The sequence below is a fragment of the Streptomyces sp. NPDC087263 genome (assembly GCF_044744645.1).
GTDB lineage: Bacteria > Actinomycetota > Actinomycetes > Streptomycetales > Streptomycetaceae > Streptomyces.
Genome location: NZ_JBIUYT010000001.1, coordinates 1168782 through 1186732 on the forward strand (window position 1 = coordinate 1168782; position 17951 = coordinate 1186732).

Genomic DNA, 17951 nt, shown 5'->3' on the forward strand with positions numbered 1-17951 from the left:
GACTGAGTCAACAATCCGGAGCCGAACGCCCCAAAAGCCGGACCCCCAGAGCCGACAACCCGGGACCGATCATGACCGTCCAGGACATCCGCTCCTTCAACCGCTTCTACACGAACGTCATCGGCGCGCTCGACTACGGCCGCCACCTCTACGCCCCCTACACGCTCACGGAGTCGCGCGTCCTGTACGAACTCGCGCACTCCCCTCGTACGGACATCGCCGATCTCCGCACCGAACTCTCCCTGGACGCGGGGTACTTGAGCCGCATCCTCAACAGGTTCGAGCAGGACGGCCTGGTCGAGCGCGCCCCGTCGGAGAAGGACCCGCGGCGCCGTCGCGTCACTCTCACCGCGCGTGGCCGGGAGGCGGCCGGCCTGCTGGACGAGAGGGCGCGCGAGACGGTCGGTTCGCTGCTCGCCACGGTGCCCCCGGCCGACCGGCCGCGGCTCGCGGAGGCGCTGCGGACGGTACGGACGCTCCTGGGCGACGGACGGGGCCGGGCTCCCCGCCGCGAGGACGTGGTGCTGCGCGAGCCCGGCCCCGGTGACCTCGGCTGGATCGTGCAGCGCAACGCCGCGCTGTACGCGGCGGAGTACGGGTGGAACACCGACTACGAGGGCCTGGTGGCGAGGATCGTCGCCGACTTCGCCGAGGATCGCGATCCGCACCTGGAGCGGGTGTGGATCGCCGAGCTCGACGGCCGGCCGGTGGGCTGCGTGATGTGCGTACGGGACGACGCGCCGGCGACGGCCCGCCTGCGCCTCCTCCTCGTCGAACCGGACGCGCGCGGCCTCGGCGTCGGCGACCAACTCGTCACGACCGTAAAGGACTTCGCACGCGGCGTCGGCTACCACGATCTCGTCCTGTGGACCAACGACGTTCTCGCCGCCGCCCGCCGCGTCTACCAGCGCCACGGTTTCGTCCTCGTCTCCGAGAAACCGCACCGCTCCTTCGGCGCGGATCTGGTCGGCCAGGACTGGCGCCTGGACCTGCGCGGCAACGCTGAGTGACGAGTAAAGTCGCCCTCATGAAGCTGGCCTTCTCCACCCTCGGCGTCCCCGCACTCCCCATCTCCGACGTCCTGCGTCTGGCCGTCACGCACGGCTACCACGGCGTCGAACTGCGCGCGCATCCTGAGGAGCCCGTGCACCCCGGTATCGGACCGGCCGAACGGGCGGACGTGGCCGCGGAGTTCAAGGCGTCCGGCATCGAGATCCTCGGCCTGGCGGGATACGCGCGCGTCGCCGCGCCGGGCGACGACACCGCCGTACTCGCGGAGATCCGTGAACTCCTGGACCTGGCAAGGGACTTGGGCGCTCCCTTCGTCCGCGTCTTCCCGGGGGCGGGGACCGACCAGCGCCCCGAGGAGGCGGACGCGACGGCTGCCCGACGCCTGGGAACCGCGGCGGAGTACGCCGCCGAGGTGGGCGTACGGATCCTGTTGGAGACCCACGACTCGCACCGCACCGGCGCGGCCGCGATCCGCATCCTCGGCCCGGTCGGCCACCGGCAGGTGGGCTCGCTGTGGGACGTCATGCACACCTGGCTGGGCGGCGAACAGCCGCCGTCGACGTACGCGGCGCTGGCCCCCCACCTCGGCTACGTCCAGGTCAAGGACATCGCGTCCGCCGAGGACACCACCCCGCTGCCGCTCGGAGCGGGGGTGCTCCCGCTCACCGAGTGCGTGGACCTGCTCTCCCGCGAGGGCTGGGACGGCTGGCTGTGCTGGGAGTACGAGAAGCGGTGGTACGAGGGGGCCGCGCCGCTCGCGGACCTGCTGGGCGCGGGCCGGGAGCACCTCGCACGCCTGCTGAACGAGTCGGCGTAGCCGGCGACACCCCGGACCACTGCACAACCAGTTGGCGCAGCCGGGAGCACACCCCGCACGGCTGCTCGACGAGACGGCGTGGAGGGGAGCACCCCGCGCCGCTGCTCGACGAGACGGCGTAGGCGGGAGCACCCTGCACCGCTGCACGACGAGACGGCGTAGGCGGGTGGACCCCGCACCCCTGCACAACAAGACCGCATAAGGCGGGAACACCCCGCACCCCTGCACAACGAAGTCGGCGTAGCCGAGCGCGGTCCCCGGTTATTCAGTGGCCGTGGGCCGGGACGGCAGGCTAGCCTCCGCCCGGTGATTCCGCCCGTGCGCCCCGTCGCCCTCTCATGAAGCTGAAGCCGCAGCTGACCCGTACGTTGCTCGATGTCCGGCCGTTGCGGGCCTCTCCCGCGTTCCGAAGGCTGCTGATCGGGCGGACGGTGTCCATGTTGGGCGCCATGATGACCATGGTCGCCGTCATGTACCAGGTCTGGCTGATGACGCACAGCACGGTCTGGACGGGTGCGGTCGGGCTGGCGCAGGCGTTGCCGATGGTGGCGTTCGGGCTGTTCGCGGGTTCGCTGGCCGACCGGCGGGACCGGCGGCAGATCTATCTGGTGAGCACGGTCGGCCAGGCGGTCGTCTCGCTGCTGCTCGCGGTGCAGGGCTTCTTCGGCCAGGTGCCGGTGGTCGGGGTGCTCGCGCTGGTTGCCGCGCAGTCCTGCTTCGGGGCGGTCGGCGGCCCCGCGGCGGGTTCGTTCGTCCGGCGTCTGCTGGCCAAGGACCAGGTGGGTGCCGGGCTGGCACTCAACATGGTCTCGTTCCAGGCGACGATGCTGGCCGGTCCCGCGCTCGGCGGCCTGCTGGTGGGCTGGCTGGGCGTGGGCGGCTGCTACCTGATCGACGCGCTGAGCTTCGGGATGGCCTTCTACGGCGCCCTCGGCCTGCCGAAGCTGCCACCCGAGGGCGAGCCGGCCCGGGCCGGGCTGCGCGGGGTGGTGGACGGGCTGCGTTTCCTGGCCGGGCACCGGGCGGTGCGCGGCGCGCTGATCACCGACCTGGCCGCCACCGTGCTGGCGATGCCGATGAGCCTCTTCCCGCTGGTCAACGCCGAGCGTTTCGGCGACAACCCGCGCACCCTCGGTCTGTTCCTGTCCGCGGTGGCCGTCGGAGGCATCACCGCGTCGACCCTGTCCGGTTCGATCACCCGCCTCGGCCGTCCGGGCCTGGTGATGCTCTGCGGAGCGGCGACCTGGGGGACCGCGCTCGCGCTGTTCGGCCTGGTCCCCAACCCGTGGGCCGGCCTGGGCCTGCTGGTGCTGGCGGGCGCCGCCGACACCGTCTCCGTCATCTCGCGCAGCACGATCGTGCAGACCCGTACGCCGGACGCCCTCCTCGGCCGGGTGACAGCCGCCGAGCAGATCGTCGGCCAGGCCGGGCCCAACCTCGGCAACCTGCGCGGCGGTCTGGTCGCCGGCTGGACGTCCGGCGTGACCGCGCTGGTCAGCGGCGGGGTGCTGTGCGTACTGGCGGTCGCCGCCGTGGCGGCGACCACCCCGGAGCTGCGTGGCTCCGAGTCCGGCGAGCCGGAGGAACCCCGCACGAAGGGCGTCGTCGTCAACTGAGTCGTGCGGTGAACTTCACGGAGCCGGAGCCGGAGCCGGAGCCCGCGCCAGCGCCGGAATCGGCGCCGTCGACGCACCAGTCCAGTACCGCCGGCCAGGACCCGTACCCGGCGTCCAGGTCGAGGTGGCCCGCGCCCGGGATGAGCTCGGTGGGGATGCCCAGGGGGTCGCCGTAGGCGGCGAGGGCGCCCTCCGTGCAGTACGGGTCGTCGTCGCCCGCGACCAGGCGGGTCGGCCCCGGCAGGGTGAGCGGGAAGGCGGGCGGGGCGAACGCCGCGACCTCCGGGATCCCCAGGAGTGTGGACGCGGACGGCGGCCCCACGAACAGGACCCGGTCGACGTCGAGGCCCTTGGCACCGCGGGCGACCGCGTGCAGCCACAGCAGAACGGACAGGCTGTGGGCGATCACCACGCGCTCGGCGCCGCGCGGCAGACCTTCGAGGTGCCGGGACAACTCCTCCAGCCACACCTCCAGGTCCGGGTCGTCGGGGTCGGGCAGCTGGGGGTAGACGACGAGGTGCCCCAGGTCGGTCAGTTGGTCGGCCAGCCAGTGCTGCCAGTGGCCGGGCGGGCGGTGGTTCTGCCAGCCGTGGAGGATGAGGAAGTTCCGGGAGGTCATGGGTTGATGGTTTCCGATCACCCGCACGACGGTCCAGTTAATCTTTCAGGGTGGAACAGGTAAGCGAGACCTTCACCATGGACCTCCGCCGACTGACCGTCCTGCGCGAACTCCAGCGACGCGGCAGCCTCGCCCGGGCCGCGGAAGCCCTGCACCTCACCCCATCGGCGGTCTCCCAGCAGATCGCCGCCCTCGCCCGCGAGGCCGGCGTCCCGCTGACCGAGCGCGACGGCCGGGGCGTACGCCTGACCGGTCAGGCCCGGGTACTACTGGCGCACGCCGATCTCATCGCCGCCCAACTGGAGCGGGCGCGCGCCGACTTGGCCGCCTACGGCGAGGGCGGCGGCCGGGCGTCCGTCACCGTCGGCGCCCTGTCCAGCGGCATCCTCGGCCTCCTGCCCGGCACACTCGCCGCCCTCGCCGAGCGGCTGCCCCACGTCCGTATCGACGTCGTCGAGGCCCAGCCGCCCGACCTGTTCACCGCCCTCGACGCGGGCCAGGTCGACGTCGCCGTCGCCGTGGACTTCCCGGCCACGCCCCCGCACACCGACCTCCGCTACGCCCGCACCGATCTGCTGACCGACGTCCTCGACCTCGCCGTACCGTCCGGCCACCGCCTCGCCGACCGCGGCCGGGTCGCGCTCCGCGAGCTCGCCACCGACCCCTGGATCGTCGGCGACGCCGACAGCTGCTGCGGCGCGGTCGCCCGCACGGTCTGCGCGGCGGCCGGTTTCACGCCCGACATCCGCCATGCCGTCAACGACTGGGGCGCACTCGCCGCCCTGGTCGAGGCAGGCCAGGGAGTAGCCCTGATCCCCCGCATGGTCCACCCCCTGTACGCCCACCGCCGCCTCGCCCTCCTGACCCCGGACGGCACCCCACCGACCCGCAACGTCTTCATGGCCGTACGTACAGGGTCCGAGGGCGACCCCGTACTGACCGCCGTACAGGAACAACTGCTCGCCACGGCCGCCGAGTTGGTCAGCTGAGTACACGGCCCCACAGGGTCTTGCCGTACTCCCGGTCCCGGACCTCCCAGGCGTCGGAGAGGGCCGCCACGAGAGGGAGCCCTCGGCCCGAAGTCGCCTCCGGCCCCCACCACCTGGGCCGCCTTCCTCAAGCTCGCCACGGAAGACGGCGACTGACTCATCGCGACCCGCGGATCCCCGCCAGCCGCTCCTCCAGCCGCTTCCCGCACTCCGGCCACTCCGCCGCCGTAACCGAATAGATCGCGGAGTCGCGGAGGCGGCCGTCCTCGCCCGGCGCCCAGGAGCGGGACCAGTTCCGCAGCACGCCCTCGAAGCGGGCGCCGGTGCGCTCGATCGCCGCGCGGGAACGGCCGTTGCGCGCGTCGGTCTTCAGGTCGACACGCGCCACGCCCCACTCCTCGAAGGCGTGCCGGAAGAGGAGGAACTTGGCCTCGGTGTTCAGCCCCGTCCCCTGCGCGGAGGACGCGAGCCAGGTGAACCCGACCTCGACGGCGTCGAGTTGATCGTCCGCGCGCCAACTCCGCGGTTCCCAGAACGATGTCGCGCCGACGGCCCGCCCGCTGGCCCGGTCGACCTGCGCGTACGGCGCGAGCTTCCCCGTCGCGGCACGGTCGAGCTGCGCGTCGATGTATGCGCCCACCTCGTCGGCCCTCGGCACCCACGTGAACGCGTACGAGCCGCGGTCCTCCTCCGCCGCCTCCGTGAGGTCGGCCGCATGACGTCGGTCAAGCGGCTCCAGTCGCACAAGCGCACCTTCGAGAACCGGCCCCACCAGCGTGAATCCCAACGCCCGACACCCCTTTGCAACTCCGCCGACAGCCCTTGGATGGAAGCCCGGCGAAGTCTTCCGTACGCAACGGGAGCCGTCGAACCAGATTCCTGGCAGCCGGGCTCAGCGGCACCAACTCACCCGTTCCCCCGCCCGGCCATGACGAGTTCCGCGACCCGCGACGGCGGGATGCCGGTCGTGTCGACGGTTTCCGCCTCCTCGCGGAGCCAGGGCAGGGCGCGTTGGTAGTCGGCGAGGTGGTCCAGGCGCCACTGACGGGCGCCGACGCTGTCGGGGTCGGTGTCGGTCTCGATGCGGTGGACGAGGGTGTCGTGGTCGGTGTGGAGGAGGTAGTGGCGTACCGGGATGCCCGCCTTGGCGAGGCCTGTGCGGATCTCGTGCCAGTACCGCTCGTTGAGGACCGTCTGGGGGACGACGAGCGTTCCGCCCACGTGGTCCAGGACCTGGCGTGCCGTCTCGACCACCAGCCCGCGCCACGGCGGGAAGTCCTGGAAGTCCCGTGGCTTCCCCAGGACGTGCCAGAGCATGTACCCGACCTGTTCGGGGTCGAAGAGCCTGGCCTCCGGTATGCGGGAGGCGAGTTCCTTCGCGGTGGTGGTCTTGCCGGCGCCGAAGGTGCCGTTCAGCCAGAGGATCATGGCGTACGACCCTACGCGGGCGTCGGTTCCCCCGGCAGGCCACTATCCTGAACGCCATGACCGCCCCGGAAACCCTCCGTATCGTCTCCCGCGACTCGCCCATGGCGCTGGCCCAAGTGGAGCGTGTTCGCGGCGAGTTGGCCGTGCTGCACCCCGGTGTCCGTACCGAGGTGGTCCCGGTGAAGACGACCGGGGACAAGTGGATGGGGGATCTGGCGCAGGTCGAGGGCAAGGGGGCGTTCACCAAGGAGGTTGACGCCGCGCTGCTGGCGGGCGAGGCGGATCTCGCGGTGCACTGCGTCAAGGACATCCCGGCGGACCGGCCGCTGCCGGCCGGGACGATGTTCGCCGCCTTCCTCGCGCGGGACGACATCCGTGACGCGCTGATCCACCCCGGCGGGCTCACCCTCGACGAACTGCCGCCGGGCACCCGGGTCGGCACCTCCTCCGTACGCCGCGTCGCGCAACTCGCCGCCTCCCATCCGCACCTGAACTGCGTGCCGTTCCGCGGGAACGCCAACCGGCGTCTGGAGAAACTGGCGGCCGGTGAGGCGGACGCGCTGCTGCTCGCGGTGTCCGGCCTGGAGCGCATCGGGCGAGTGGACGTGATCACCGAGATCCTGTCGCCGGAGACGCTGATGCCGCCGATCGGTGCGGGCATCCTGGCCCTCCAGTGCCGCGAGGGCGACACGGCGGTGATCGACACCGTCAGCGGCCTCGGCGATCCGGCCACGCACCGTGAGGCCACCGCCGAGCGCATGTTCCTGCACGTCCTCCAGGGCCACTGCAACTCGCCGATCGCCGGCTACGCGAAGTCCGAGCGCGGCGGCGAACTGTCCCTGCGGGCCTGCGTGTTCACCCCGGACGGCAAGACCGTACTCAACGCCCACGAGTGGGCGGGCCGCCTCGATCCCGCGACCCTGGGCACCTCCGTCGCCGTCGCCCTCCTGCGCCAGGGCGCCCGCGAACTCATCGACGGCATCCCTCACTGACGTTTCGCCCCCACCTGGGCCGTGAACGCCTCAGAGGTACGTGAATATCCGAATCGGGAGGCGAACTCAATGCGCCAGGCACTCGTACGCTCCCGAATTCTCCGCCCTTCGCGGTGAAAATACCTGCCTGCCCGCCCGGCCCGCTACCGTGACCATTACCCACTCTTCATGGAGGTAATGAATGTTGCGATTCCGCCGAATGCGGGCCTTGTTGCTGACATGCCTGGCGTCGGCGGCGTGCCTGGTCGGAGCCGATACAGCTGCCGCCACAGCACCCGCGACAGCACCCGCGGAACAACGTCCGGTAATCGGCGCGTACTACGCGGGATGGAACAGCGAGTCCTATCCCGTATCGCAGATTCCCGCCGACCGAATAACCCATCTATTCTACGCATTCTCCACGATCGACCAGGGAAAGTGCACAATTCAGCCGTCAGCCGCGCAGGATTTCGCGGAGCTGGCGGAGCTGAAGCGTGAACACCCCCAGCTCCGCACGCTGATCTCCATCGGCGGCTGGGGTACGGCCGGGTTCTCCGACGCCGCGCTCACCGCCGCTTCCCGGCAGACGTTCGTGAGTTCCTGTCTGGATCTGTTCTTCTCCACCTACCGGGGCAGCTTCGACGGAGTCGACCTCGACTGGGAGTTCCCGGTCTACGGCGGCCCGACGGAGATCACCGACCGGCCCGAGGACCGCCGGAACATGACCCTGCTGACGCAGGAGTTCCGCACCCAGATCGACAAGCGCGGCCAGGAGGACGGCAAGCGGTACGAGGTGACGGCCGCCCTTCCCACGGGACGGCTACAGACCGACGGGGCCTACGACCCGGCGAAGAGCTTCGAACTCGGCAAGCTGGCCAAGCTCCTGGACTTCATCAACCTCATGACCTACGACATGGGCACCGGATTCTCACCGGTGTCCACCTTCAACGCCCCGATGGGGCCGGTGTCCGCCGACCCGATGGCACAGCCGGACAAGAGCTGGAACAACGTGACCGGCGCGGTGGCCTACTACCGGCTGCACGGCGTCCCCGCCAACCGTCTCGTGCTGGGCACTCCGTTCTACGGCCGCGGCGTCGTGGTGAACGAGGAGGGCGAGAACCACGGTCTGTACCAGACGTACGAGTCCACGTTCGGGGTCGGCGGCTGGCACTCGATCGAGCCGCTGCTCGACGACCCGGCCTGGCAGCGGTACTGGAGTCCGCAGGCGCAGTCCCCGTGGCTGTACAACGCCGCCGAGCGGAAGTTCGTGAGCTACGAGGATCCGGCGTCGATCGGCATCAGGGCCCGTTACGCCAAGCAGAGCGGCTTGTTGGGCACCTTCATGTGGGAACTGTCCGACGACGACGCCGACCACAGCATGCTGACGGCGATGTCGGCGCCGTTCCGGCTGAAGTAACTCCGGCCGGCGAGAACCACCGGGCCCCAGCGGGAACAAGTGAGAACCGCTGGGGCCCAGTGGGAACCGCTGGGGCCCAGTGGGAACCGCTGGGGCCCAGTGGGAACAGCGGCTATCGCTAGGTGCCCAGACAAACGTGACGCTCTTCCACACCCTCAGCTTCCATTGAGCCGGGCGGGGGTCCACCAGTCGGTGGACCTCAAGTTCAACCGGTCGCTGCTGTCGGCACCACACCCCCGCCGAAGAGCATGGACGACATGAAGAATCTTCCTGTACGCATGGCTCGTTGGAGCGCCGCCCACCCCTGGCGGGGCATCGTCGGCTGGTTCGTGTTCGTCGTCCTGTGCCTCGGTATCGGTATCTCCGTCGGCACCAACGCGGCGACCACCGAGGACTTCCGCATCGGCGAGGCGGGACGCGGCGAGGCGATCGCCGCGGAGGGCGGATTACAGCAGCGCCCCGTCGAACACGTCCTGATCACCGCGAAGCCGGGGACCGGAGAGCTCGACATCGCCGCGGCCGACTCGGCCGCCGCCGACGTCGCCGCCCGGATGGCCAAGCTGCCCGAGGTGTTCTCCGTCACCGACCCGGTACGCGGCGCGGACAACACGGCGGTGCGGGTCACCGTCACCATGAAAGGCCCGGAGCTGGAGGGCAAGGAGCACGTCGACCCGCTGCTCGAGCAGACCGCGGCCGTACAGAAGGCCAACCCCCAGCTGCGCGTCGAGGAGACCGGATCGCCTTCCATCAGCAAGGGCGTCGACAAGCTGCGCGGCGACGACCTCGCGCGCACCGAGATGATCGCCCTGCCGGTCACCCTCATCACCCTGCTGCTGGTCTTCAGCTCCGTGGCGATGGCCCTCGTACCGCTGCTGCTCGCCCTGTCCTCGATCGCCGCGGCCGTCGGCCTGACGATGGTGGCCTCGCACGTCTTCCCCGACAACGGCATCAGCACCAACGTCATCCTGCTCATCGGCCTCGCGGTCGGCGTCGACTACACGCTCTTCTACCTCAAGCGTGAACGCGAGGAACGAGCCCGCGCCGGCGGCAGACTGAGCCCGCAGGCCGTCGTCGAACTCGCCGCCGCCACGTCCGGCCGGGCCGTAGTCGTCTCCGGCCTCGCGGTCGCCGCCTCCAGCGCCACCCTCTACCTCGCCGACGACGTCATCTTCTCGTCCATCGCCACCGGCGCGATCCTCGTCACTCTCGTCGCCGTCGTCAGCTCCCTGACCGTGCTGCCCGCCCTCCTCGCCACACTGGGCATGCGTGCCGAGCGTCGTGCCGAGCGCCGGGCGGCCCGCGGGCTCATGCCGAAGAAGCAGAAGACGCAACTGACCGGCCCCGGCCGCCTGACCGCCGCGGTGCTGCGCCCGGTCGCCAAACACCCCATCGCCACGCTCACCGTCACCGTTCTCGCGCTGCTCGCCCTCGCCGCCCCGGTCCTCGGCCTCAAGCTCACCGACATGGGTCGCGAGACACACTCCCGCTCCATCGCCGCCATGCAGGTCTACGACCGGCTGAACGCGGCTTACCCGGAGCTGAAGTCCATGCACCAGGTCGTCGTCCGCGCCGACGCCGACCGTTCGCCCGAGGTGACCGCCGCCCTGCGCGAACTCGCCGCTGACGTCAAGGACGACCCCCGCCTGAGCGGCATTTCCCAGCTGACCACGTCGCCCGACAAGCGGATCAGCATGCTCCAACTACAGGTCCCGTACTACGTCAGCGGCGACGAGGCCCAGTCGTCGCTCAAGGACATCCGCGACACGTACCTCCCGAAGACCGTCGGCCAGGTGAAGGGTGTCGAGAGCGCGGTGACCGGTGACGTCGCCCGCTACACCGACTACCCGACCCACCAGGAACAGAAGCTGCCGCTCATCATTGGGGCACTGCTCCTGGTGACCTTCGCCATGACCGTCTGGGCGTTCCGCTCCGTGGTCCTCGGTCTGGTCGGCATCCTCCTCAACCTTCTCTCCGCCGCCGCCTCGCTCGGCATTCTCGTCATGGTCTTCCAGCACACCTGGGCCGAAGGCCTGGTCGACTTCACCTCCACCGGTTCGATCGGCGCCCGTGTCCCGCTGTTCCTCTTCGTGATCCTGTTCGGCCTGTCGATGGACTACCAGGTCTTCGTGATCAGCCGGATCCGGGAGGCCGCCCTGCGCGGAGTCCCGACCCGCAAGGCCGTGATCGAGGGCATCGGCAGCTCGGCGGGCGTGGTGACCAGCGCGGCCGTGGTCATGGTCACGGTCTTCGCCAGCTTCGCGGCCCTGCACCTGATCGAGATGAAGCAGATCGGCTTCAGCCTCGCGGTCGCCGTCCTCCTGGACGCCTTCGTCATCCGTATGCTCGTCCTGCCGTCCATGATGCTCCTGCTCGGCGAGGCCAACTGGTGGCCCTCCCATGGAGTGCGCCGTGCCCGCCGCAGCGCCGAACCGACCCCCCGCCCCCTGGAATCGGTAGGCTGATCGACTCGACTGCCCGGCCCCTCAACTCCCTCACGAACGAGGTGAATCAGCGTGACTCAGTGGCAGCAGCAGTCGGGCGACCGGCTCAGCCCGGACCGTATCCGCCGCTGGAACTCGGCAGGCTGGATCCTGTTCGGCCTGCTGCCCCCGGCCGTCGCCGTGCTCGACGCGTCGCCGGCCCGGAGGTACTGGATGCTCGGCCTGCTCGCCCTGATCGCGCTGTGTCACCTCGTCGTTCTCACCCGGCCGGACAACCCGGTTCTGCGTCCCCGCACCTACCTCGCCGTCCTCGTCCTCGTCCTGGGCGCGACGGCCTACCTCCTGGACGGCGGGGCCGCCTTCTACGTGGTGTCCCTGCCGCAGTTCTGGCTCTTCACCCGCGCCCCACGGGACGCGATCACACTCAGCGGGGCCGCCGCGGCACTCACCGTGTTCGGCGGCACGCTCGGCCAGGGCTGGAGCCCTCAATTCCTCACCGGGAACACGGTGTTCACCGTGGTCGCCTACGTCGCAGGGGTGGGTCTGGGGCTGTGGGTGCACCACTTCGTCGGCCAGAGCAACGAGCGGCAGGAGCAACTGACCGCCGAACTGGCCATCACTCAGGAGGAGTTGGCGTCCGCGTATCAACAGCAGGGCGCGGCCGAAGAACGCGAACGGCTCGCCCGGGAGATCCACGACACCCTCGCCCAGGGCTTCGCCTCCATCGTGGTGCTCGCGGAAGCCGCCCGAGCCGCCACCGCCACCGACCCCGTACGCTGCGCCGAGCAGCTCACCTCCATCGAGCAGACCGCACGCGAGAACCTGGCCGAGGCCCGGGTGCTCGTCGGCTCCGCCCCCGAGAGCGGCGTCGCATCCGGCTCGCTGGCCGCCACCCTGCGCAGAACCCTGGATCGTTTCGTCCAGGACACCGGCCTCACCGTCACCGCCGAACTGCCTGACATGGACCTGGACCAGCGGACCCGCGTCGCCCTGCTGCGCTGCACGCAGGAGTCCCTCGCCAACGTGCGCAAACACTCGGGTGCCTCCGCCGTCGGCGTCGTCCTCACCGAACTCGCGGGTGGTGTCGAGCTGGAGATCACTGACGACGGCTGCGGCTTCGTCGTCGAGGATTCCCAAGGTTTCGGCCTCGACGGCATGCGCCGACGGCTGGCCGAGCTCGACGGTGAACTCACCGTCACCAGTTCCCTCGGGGACGGCACTCGTGTCCTCGCCAGCCTTCCCACGCACAGTCAGGACTGACCATGACCGACACCGCGTACGACCGGATCCGCGTGGTCGTGGTCGACGACCACGCCGTGATGCGCGCCGGAGTCATCGCCCTGCTGGCCAACGAGCCCACGATAGAGATCGTCGGCGAGGCGAGCGACGGCCGCGAGGGCGTCGACCTCGTCGAGCGGCTCGCCCCCGATGTGGCCCTCCTCGACCTGCGCATGCCGGTGCTCGACGGCGTGGCCGCCACCGCCGAGATCGTCGCCCTGCCGGTTGCCACCCGGGTGCTGATCCTCACCACGTACGACACGGACGTCGAGATCGAACGAGCCGTGGAGGCCGGCGCCATCGGCTACCTCCTCAAGGACACCACCCGCGAGCAACTCGCCGACGCCATCCGCTCGGCGGCGCGCGGTGAGACGGTCCTCGCACCCAAGGTCGCGGAGCGCCTGGTGGCCCGGATGCGCCGCCCCGAGCCGGTCGCGCTCACCGCCCGCGAGCGGGAGGTGCTGCGCGCGGTCGCCGACGGCCTGTCCAACGCCGAGATCGGCCGTCGCCTGGTCATCGGCGAGGCCACGGTGAAGACACACCTTCTGCGGGTCTTCGCGAAACTCGACGTCAGCGACCGCACCCGCGCCGTCGTCATCGCCCTGGAACGCGGCCTACTTGCGCGCTCCTGAGGCCCGGGCGCCTGGCTGGAACGCACTGATCTCCTGGAATTGGCCGGCCCTGTGTCTGCGCTCCGACGTGCGCAGGAGCAGCCCTCCATTCCCGCCTCTCGCAACGGCACGTGCCCAACGTCCCTCGCCCCTTGAAAGACCATGGCCTGCGCACATGCTCGGCAGCTCTGGATACGCGCGGGACCCGGCGGGAGCACCCCATAAACGGGGTCATGACGACACGTCGGCTCGCGCACGAGAGGGGGAAGCCCCCCTTGCCCGCGGCTTCGCTTCCCCCACCCCGGACTCTCCAGCCACCCCGGGCTTTCCCCCTGCCCCGGGCCGCCTCACCACCGACGTCAGCCCCACGCCGCCCACCAGCAGCGCCGCCGCTCCCCACCGCAACGGGCTGATCGTCTCGCCCAGGAAGAGCGCCGCGGACGACATCCCGAAGACCGGGACCAGGAGGGAGAACGGCGCCACCGTGGACGCCGGGTGGCGGTGCAGCAGCCAGCCCCACGCGCCGAAGCCGAAGACCGTCGTGATCCAGGCGACGTAGACAACGACACTCGCGCCCTGCCAGTCCAGGGCGCGTAGCGCGTCGAGGTCGCGGGACGGACCCTCGGTGAGGAGGGAGAGGCCGAGCAGCGGCAGTACGGGAACGGTGCTGACCCACACCATGAAGTTCAGCGGGTCCGGCGGGGAGGCCTTGCGGGTGAGGACGTTGGACACGCCCCAGCAGGCCGCGGCCACCATGACCAGGGCGAAGGCGCCGACGGGGCCGGCCGTGCCCTCGTCCACGGCCGCCAGGCCCACCCCGCACAGGGCCACCGCCATGCCCAACAGCCTTACGCGGGTGAGGCGTTCGCCGAGGAACGCGATGGCGAACAGGGCCGTGAACACCGCCTGGATCTGGATTACCAGGGAGGACAGGCCGGCCGGCATGCCCGCGTCCATGCCGATGAAGAGAAGCCCGAACTTCGCGACCCCCAGCACCAGACCCACCGTCACGATCCACTTCCACGCCACCTTCGGGCGGCCCACGAAGAAGACCGCGGGCAGTGCGGCCACCAGGAAGCGGAGGGCTGAGAAGAGCAGGGGCGGGAAGTGGTCGAGGCCGACCTCGATGACCGTGAAGTTCACGCCCCAGACGGCGGCGACGAGGACGGCGAGGGAGATGTGGGTGGGTCGCATGGGTCGAGCATCGGGCCTTCACACCATGTAGCACCAGCACCGATTTCTGCATGGTTGGATGTAGCGATGCTTATGTGATGTGGGTACGTCGCGTGCGATGCGGCTACGTCACCGCCACCCCGGGAGGCCCCGTGCTCGATCTCCAACGGCTGCGCGCCCTGCACGCCGTCTCCGTCCACGGCACCGTCGGCGCCGCCGCTGCCGCACTCGGGTACACGCCCTCGGCCGTGTCCCAGCAGATCGCGAAACTGGAGCGGGAGACCAGGACCGTACTCCTCGAACGTCAGGGGCGTGGCGTACGGCTCACCGAGCAGGCCGAGCAGCTTGCCGCCACCGCAAGGGAGTTGCTGGCGATTGTGGAGCGGGCGGAGATCGAGCTGGAGGAGCGGCGGGGGCTGCCGGCCGGACGGCTCGGCGTGGCGGCGTTCGCGTCGGCGGCGCGGGGGCTGATGCCCGGCGTACTCGCGGATCTCGCGCGGCGGCATCCCGCGCTGGACACCCGGCTGACCGAGATCGATCCGCACCTGTCCGTCGATCTGGTCTCCAAGGGTGCGATGGACGTGGCCGTGGCCCACGACTGGGACATCGCCCGGTCGCCCGCCCCCGAAGGGCTGGAGCAGGCGGTGATCGGGGACGACCCCTGCGATCTGCTGGTGCCTGCCGGGCATCCGTTCGCCGGGCGGGCGGCCGTGCGGCGGGAGGATCTCAAGGGTGAGCGGTGGATCTGTCAGCCGCCGGGGCGGGTGTGCCACGACTGGCTCGTACGGACGCTGCGGGCGGCGGGGTGCGAGCCGGACATCGCCCATCAGGCGGAAGAGAACCCGACGCTGGTCGCGCTGGTCGCGGCGGGGCTGGGGGTCACGCTCATCCCCCGGCTGGGGCGGGGGCCGCTTCCCGACGGGGTCGTCGAAGTCTCGCTCGATCCCGTGCCCGTACGGCGGCTGTACGCGCTGTGGCGTACGGGGGCGACGCGGCGGCCCGCCATCGCGGAGATGGTCCGGACACTCCAGGCGCACTGGCCCGCGGTGTCGGAGCACGTTTCTCACTGAGGCTCTGCTTGCCGGGTGCCCGGTGTGGGGGCTGAGGTCAGGGGCGTTACCGGTTGCCCGGCGTGGGGGCGGAGGTCAGGGTGGGTCGCGCAGCCCGGCGCTTTCGGGGTGCCGCTCCCTTGGGGCGGGCGCCGCCCCCAGCGGCACGCATGCCCACAGCGAGGACGACCGGAGCTGCCTGCACGCACGCCCACAGCTGAGACGGTGAGCAGCGGGGGCGGCCACCGCGTCCCCTCTCCCCCACCCGAACCCCCCACCCCAACTTCCGACCATCCGCGCATTCCGGGGAACCCGGACCCCTTCCCCTTCGTCCAACCGCCACGCTGCCGGATGAGTCTCCGCAGAGTGGTGTCGGCCTCGCTGCTGGCTGCGAAAGCCGACTTACCCTCTCCGCCACTTGCGGCCGACAGCATGCCGTCACCGGCGCGCCCCCCTCCAACAGCGCCGGTGGCGGCCCCACCGCGACCCCGCTGCGACTCGCCGCGCGTCAATGTGCGCACCCTTGACTGGAAGAAACTTCCCGGATATTCGTGACTCCTCGGAAGTTTCCTTCACGAGGGAAGGAGCGCCACGTGCGCGACTCCAGCACGGGAAGCACGGCACGACCGTCCAGACGTACCGTTCTCGCCGCCACGGCGGGCGTCACCGCCGCCCTCGCCGGCGGTACGGGCGCGTACGCCGGCACCGGCCCACACGACGACACCGAACTCCGCGCCCTCATCTCCGGTATGACGCTGGAGGAGAAGGTCGGCCAGCTCTTCGTGATGCGGGTGTACGGGCACTCGGCGACCGCGCCCGACCAGGCCGACATCGACGCCAATCTCAAGGAGATCGGCGTCAGGACGGCGGCCGAGCTGATCGCCAGGTATCGCGTCGGCGGGATCATCTACTTCGCCTGGGCGCACAACACCCGTGATCCGCACCAGATCGCGGCCCTGTCGAACGGGATCCAGCAGGCCTCACTCGCACAGCCCCGCGGGCTGCCCGTCCTCATCTCCACCGATCAGGAGCACGGGATAGTGGCACGGGTGGGCAAGCCCGCGACACTGCTCCCCGGCGCGATGGCGCTGGGCGCGGGCGGCTCGCGGGGCGACGCCCGCGCGGCCGGCCGGATCGCCGGCGACGAACTGCACGCGCTCGGCATCCGCCAGGACTACGCCCCGGTCGCCGACGTGAACGTCAACCCGGCCAACCCGGTGATCGGCGTACGTTCCTTCGGCGCCGACCCGGACGCCGTGGCGGAGCTGGTCGCCGCCCAGGTGACGGGGTATCAGGGGGCCGGGGTGGCGGCCACGGCCAAGCACTTCCCGGGGCACGGGGACACCGCCGTCGACAGCCACTACGGCTTCCCGGTCATCACGCACAGCCGGGAGCTGTGGGAGACCCTGGACGCCACGCCCTTCCGGGCGGCCATCGACGCCGGCATCGACTCGATCATGACCGCGCACATCATGGTCCCGGCGCTGGACGGCTCCGGTGATCCGGCCACCCTCTCGCCGACGATCCTCACCGGCATCCTGCGCGGGGAACTCGGCTACGACGGACTCGTGGTGACCGATTCGCTCGGCATGGAGGGCGTCCGCACGAAGTACGGCGACGACCGCGTCCCCGTACTGGCCCTCAAGGCCGGTGTCGACCAGCTCCTCAACCCTCCCTCCCTCGACATCGCCTGGAACGCCGTCCTCAGGGCCGTACGGGGCGGCGAACTGACCGAGGCGCGCCTCGACGAGTCGATCCTGCGCGTCCTGCGTCTCAAGTCGAAGCTGGGGCTGCTCAGGAACCCGTACGTCACCGACGCCGGTGTCGACCGGTCCGTCGGCACGGCGGCGCACCTCAGGACCGCGGACCGGATCGCCGAGCGCACCACCACCCTGCTCGTCAACAAGGAGGACCTGCTGCCGCTCTCCCCGCGGCGCTTCCCCAAGGTGCTGGTCGTCGGCGCCGACCCGGCCTCCCCGTCCGGCACCGACGGACCGCCCACCAGGGTCCTCGCCACCGCCCTCACCGAACTGGGCTTCTCGGCGACGGCACTGTCCACCGGCACCGCCCCCTCGGCCGCGACGATCGCCCGCGCGGTCGCGGCGGCCGGCGACGCGGACGCGGTGGTCGTCGGGACGTACAACGTGACGGCGACCAGCTCCCAGAAAACCCTCGTCGCCCAACTCCTCGCCACGGGCGTCCCGGTGATCGCGGTCGCCATCCGCAACCCGTACGACGTGGCCCAACTCCCGGACGTTCCTGCCTACTTGGCGGCATACTCCTGGACCGACGTCGAACTGCGCGCGGCGGCCCGGGTGATCGCGGGCCACGCGGAGCCACGGGGCGAACTACCGGTACCGGTCCAGCGGGCGGACGATCCGGCGCAGGTGCTGTATCCGATCGGGTACGGGTTGCGGTACTAGTCGGACAGCCTGACAGGGGATGTCGTACGAACGAGTCATCCGACGTACGGCGCGTACGCCGCACACCCGGCGGACCCACACCAAGTGGCGCAAAGCCCCCCGTACGCC

The 17951-nt window shown here is 70.8% G+C and carries 15 protein-coding genes; 11 read left to right on the forward strand and 4 right to left on the reverse strand.

Annotated features, from left to right (window positions below):
- The first annotated feature begins 71 nt into the window (after positions 1–71).
- The 3 genes from ACIPC1_RS05155 (at position 72) to ACIPC1_RS05165 (ending at position 3444) form a co-directional block, all read left to right on the forward strand.
- On the forward strand, positions 72–1010 hold the full coding sequence (locus ACIPC1_RS05155; RefSeq protein WP_402513295.1) for a GNAT family N-acetyltransferase: 939 nt from the start codon (positions 72–74) through the stop codon (positions 1008–1010).
- Between the two features lie 17 nt (positions 1011–1027).
- Positions 1028–1828 (forward strand): sugar phosphate isomerase/epimerase family protein, encoded by an 801-nt coding sequence (locus tag ACIPC1_RS05160; protein ID WP_384373548.1) that lies wholly within the window; start codon positions 1028–1030, stop codon positions 1826–1828.
- A gap of 338 nt (positions 1829–2166) precedes the next feature.
- Entirely contained in the window at positions 2167–3444 is a 1278-nt protein-coding gene (locus ACIPC1_RS05165) for an MFS transporter (RefSeq protein ID WP_402513296.1), read from the forward strand.
- Here ACIPC1_RS05165 and ACIPC1_RS05170 read toward each other — a convergent pair.
- A complete protein-coding gene (locus tag ACIPC1_RS05170) occupies positions 3437–4063 on the reverse strand; it encodes an RBBP9/YdeN family alpha/beta hydrolase (RefSeq protein WP_402513298.1) in 627 nt (208 codons plus the stop codon). The genes ACIPC1_RS05165 and ACIPC1_RS05170 overlap by 8 nt on opposite strands.
- Positions 4064–4113: 50 nt before the next feature.
- Here ACIPC1_RS05170 and ACIPC1_RS05175 point away from each other — a divergent pair, with 50 nt between their 5' ends.
- Positions 4114–5052 (forward strand): LysR family transcriptional regulator, encoded by a 939-nt coding sequence (locus ACIPC1_RS05175; protein WP_402513299.1) that lies wholly within the window; start codon positions 4114–4116, stop codon positions 5050–5052.
- Positions 5053–5209: 157 nt separating this feature from the next.
- On the opposite strand, the gene ACIPC1_RS05180 is transcribed toward ACIPC1_RS05175, so the two are convergent.
- Together ACIPC1_RS05180 and ACIPC1_RS05185 are read right to left on the reverse strand one after the other, a co-directional pair.
- Positions 5210–5839 (reverse strand): GNAT family N-acetyltransferase, encoded by a 630-nt coding sequence (locus ACIPC1_RS05180; RefSeq protein ID WP_402513301.1) that lies wholly within the window; start codon positions 5837–5839, stop codon positions 5210–5212.
- A gap of 119 nt (positions 5840–5958) precedes the next feature.
- The gene (locus tag ACIPC1_RS05185; protein ID WP_402513303.1) at positions 5959–6480 is read right to left on the reverse strand and encodes an AAA family ATPase; all 522 of its coding nucleotides are present in this window, start codon (positions 6478–6480) and stop codon (positions 5959–5961) included.
- Between the two features lie 56 nt (positions 6481–6536).
- Between ACIPC1_RS05185 and hemC the strand changes: the two genes are divergently transcribed.
- From hemC to ACIPC1_RS05210, 5 genes are all read left to right on the forward strand, one after another.
- Positions 6537–7472 (forward strand): hydroxymethylbilane synthase, encoded by a 936-nt coding sequence (gene hemC / locus ACIPC1_RS05190; protein ID WP_402513304.1) that lies wholly within the window; start codon positions 6537–6539, stop codon positions 7470–7472.
- 181 nt (positions 7473–7653) lie between these two features.
- Positions 7654–8868: a glycoside hydrolase family 18 protein gene (locus tag ACIPC1_RS05195; protein ID WP_402513306.1), complete on the forward strand. Its 1215-nt coding sequence runs from the start codon at positions 7654–7656 to the stop codon at positions 8866–8868.
- 257 nt (positions 8869–9125) lie between these two features.
- Complete coding sequence (locus ACIPC1_RS05200; RefSeq protein WP_402513307.1) at positions 9126–11330, forward strand: MMPL family transporter; 2205 nt, start codon at positions 9126–9128, stop codon at positions 11328–11330.
- Between the two features lie 51 nt (positions 11331–11381).
- Positions 11382–12569 (forward strand): sensor histidine kinase, encoded by a 1188-nt coding sequence (locus tag ACIPC1_RS05205; protein WP_402513309.1) that lies wholly within the window; start codon positions 11382–11384, stop codon positions 12567–12569.
- 2 nt (positions 12570–12571) lie between these two features.
- Positions 12572–13219 (forward strand): response regulator, encoded by a 648-nt coding sequence (locus ACIPC1_RS05210; protein WP_402513311.1) that lies wholly within the window; start codon positions 12572–12574, stop codon positions 13217–13219.
- Between the two features lie 210 nt (positions 13220–13429).
- Here the strand turns inward: ACIPC1_RS05210 and ACIPC1_RS05215 are convergent, their stop codons facing one another.
- Positions 13430–14392 carry an EamA family transporter gene (locus ACIPC1_RS05215; RefSeq protein WP_402513313.1) on the reverse strand — a complete coding sequence of 321 codons (963 nt, stop codon included), beginning with the start codon at positions 14390–14392 and terminating at the stop codon, positions 13430–13432.
- 131 nt (positions 14393–14523) lie between these two features.
- On the opposite strand from ACIPC1_RS05215, the gene ACIPC1_RS05220 reads away from it, so the two are divergent.
- On the forward strand, positions 14524–15441 hold the full coding sequence (locus ACIPC1_RS05220) for a LysR family transcriptional regulator (RefSeq protein WP_402513315.1): 918 nt from the start codon (positions 14524–14526) through the stop codon (positions 15439–15441).
- A gap of 572 nt (positions 15442–16013) precedes the next feature.
- Positions 16014–17843, forward strand: a complete 1830-nt coding sequence (locus ACIPC1_RS05225; RefSeq protein WP_402513317.1) for a glycoside hydrolase family 3 protein — start codon at positions 16014–16016, stop codon at positions 17841–17843.
- Positions 17844–17951 lie beyond the last annotated feature (108 nt).

Coding starts and splice junctions, on each gene's coding strand:
- hemC (WP_402513304.1), top strand. CDS start 6,537: ATGACCGCCCCGGAAACCCTCCGTATCGTCTCCCGCGACTCGCCCATG.
- ACIPC1_RS05185 (WP_402513303.1), bottom strand. CDS start 6,480: ATGATCCTCTGGCTGAACGGCACCTTCGGCGCCGGCAAGACCACCACC.
- ACIPC1_RS05210 (WP_402513311.1), top strand. CDS start 12,572: ATGACCGACACCGCGTACGACCGGATCCGCGTGGTCGTGGTCGACGAC.
- ACIPC1_RS05170 (WP_402513298.1), bottom strand. CDS start 4,063: ATGACCTCCCGGAACTTCCTCATCCTCCACGGCTGGCAGAACCACCGC.
- ACIPC1_RS05160 (WP_384373548.1), top strand. CDS start 1,028: ATGAAGCTGGCCTTCTCCACCCTCGGCGTCCCCGCACTCCCCATCTCC.
- ACIPC1_RS05200 (WP_402513307.1), top strand. CDS start 9,126: ATGAAGAATCTTCCTGTACGCATGGCTCGTTGGAGCGCCGCCCACCCC.
- ACIPC1_RS05165 (WP_402513296.1), top strand. CDS start 2,167: ATGAAGCTGAAGCCGCAGCTGACCCGTACGTTGCTCGATGTCCGGCCG.
- ACIPC1_RS05195 (WP_402513306.1), top strand. CDS start 7,654: ATGTTGCGATTCCGCCGAATGCGGGCCTTGTTGCTGACATGCCTGGCG.
- ACIPC1_RS05155 (WP_402513295.1), top strand. CDS start 72: ATGACCGTCCAGGACATCCGCTCCTTCAACCGCTTCTACACGAACGTC.
- ACIPC1_RS05215 (WP_402513313.1), bottom strand. CDS start 14,392: ATGCGACCCACCCACATCTCCCTCGCCGTCCTCGTCGCCGCCGTCTGG.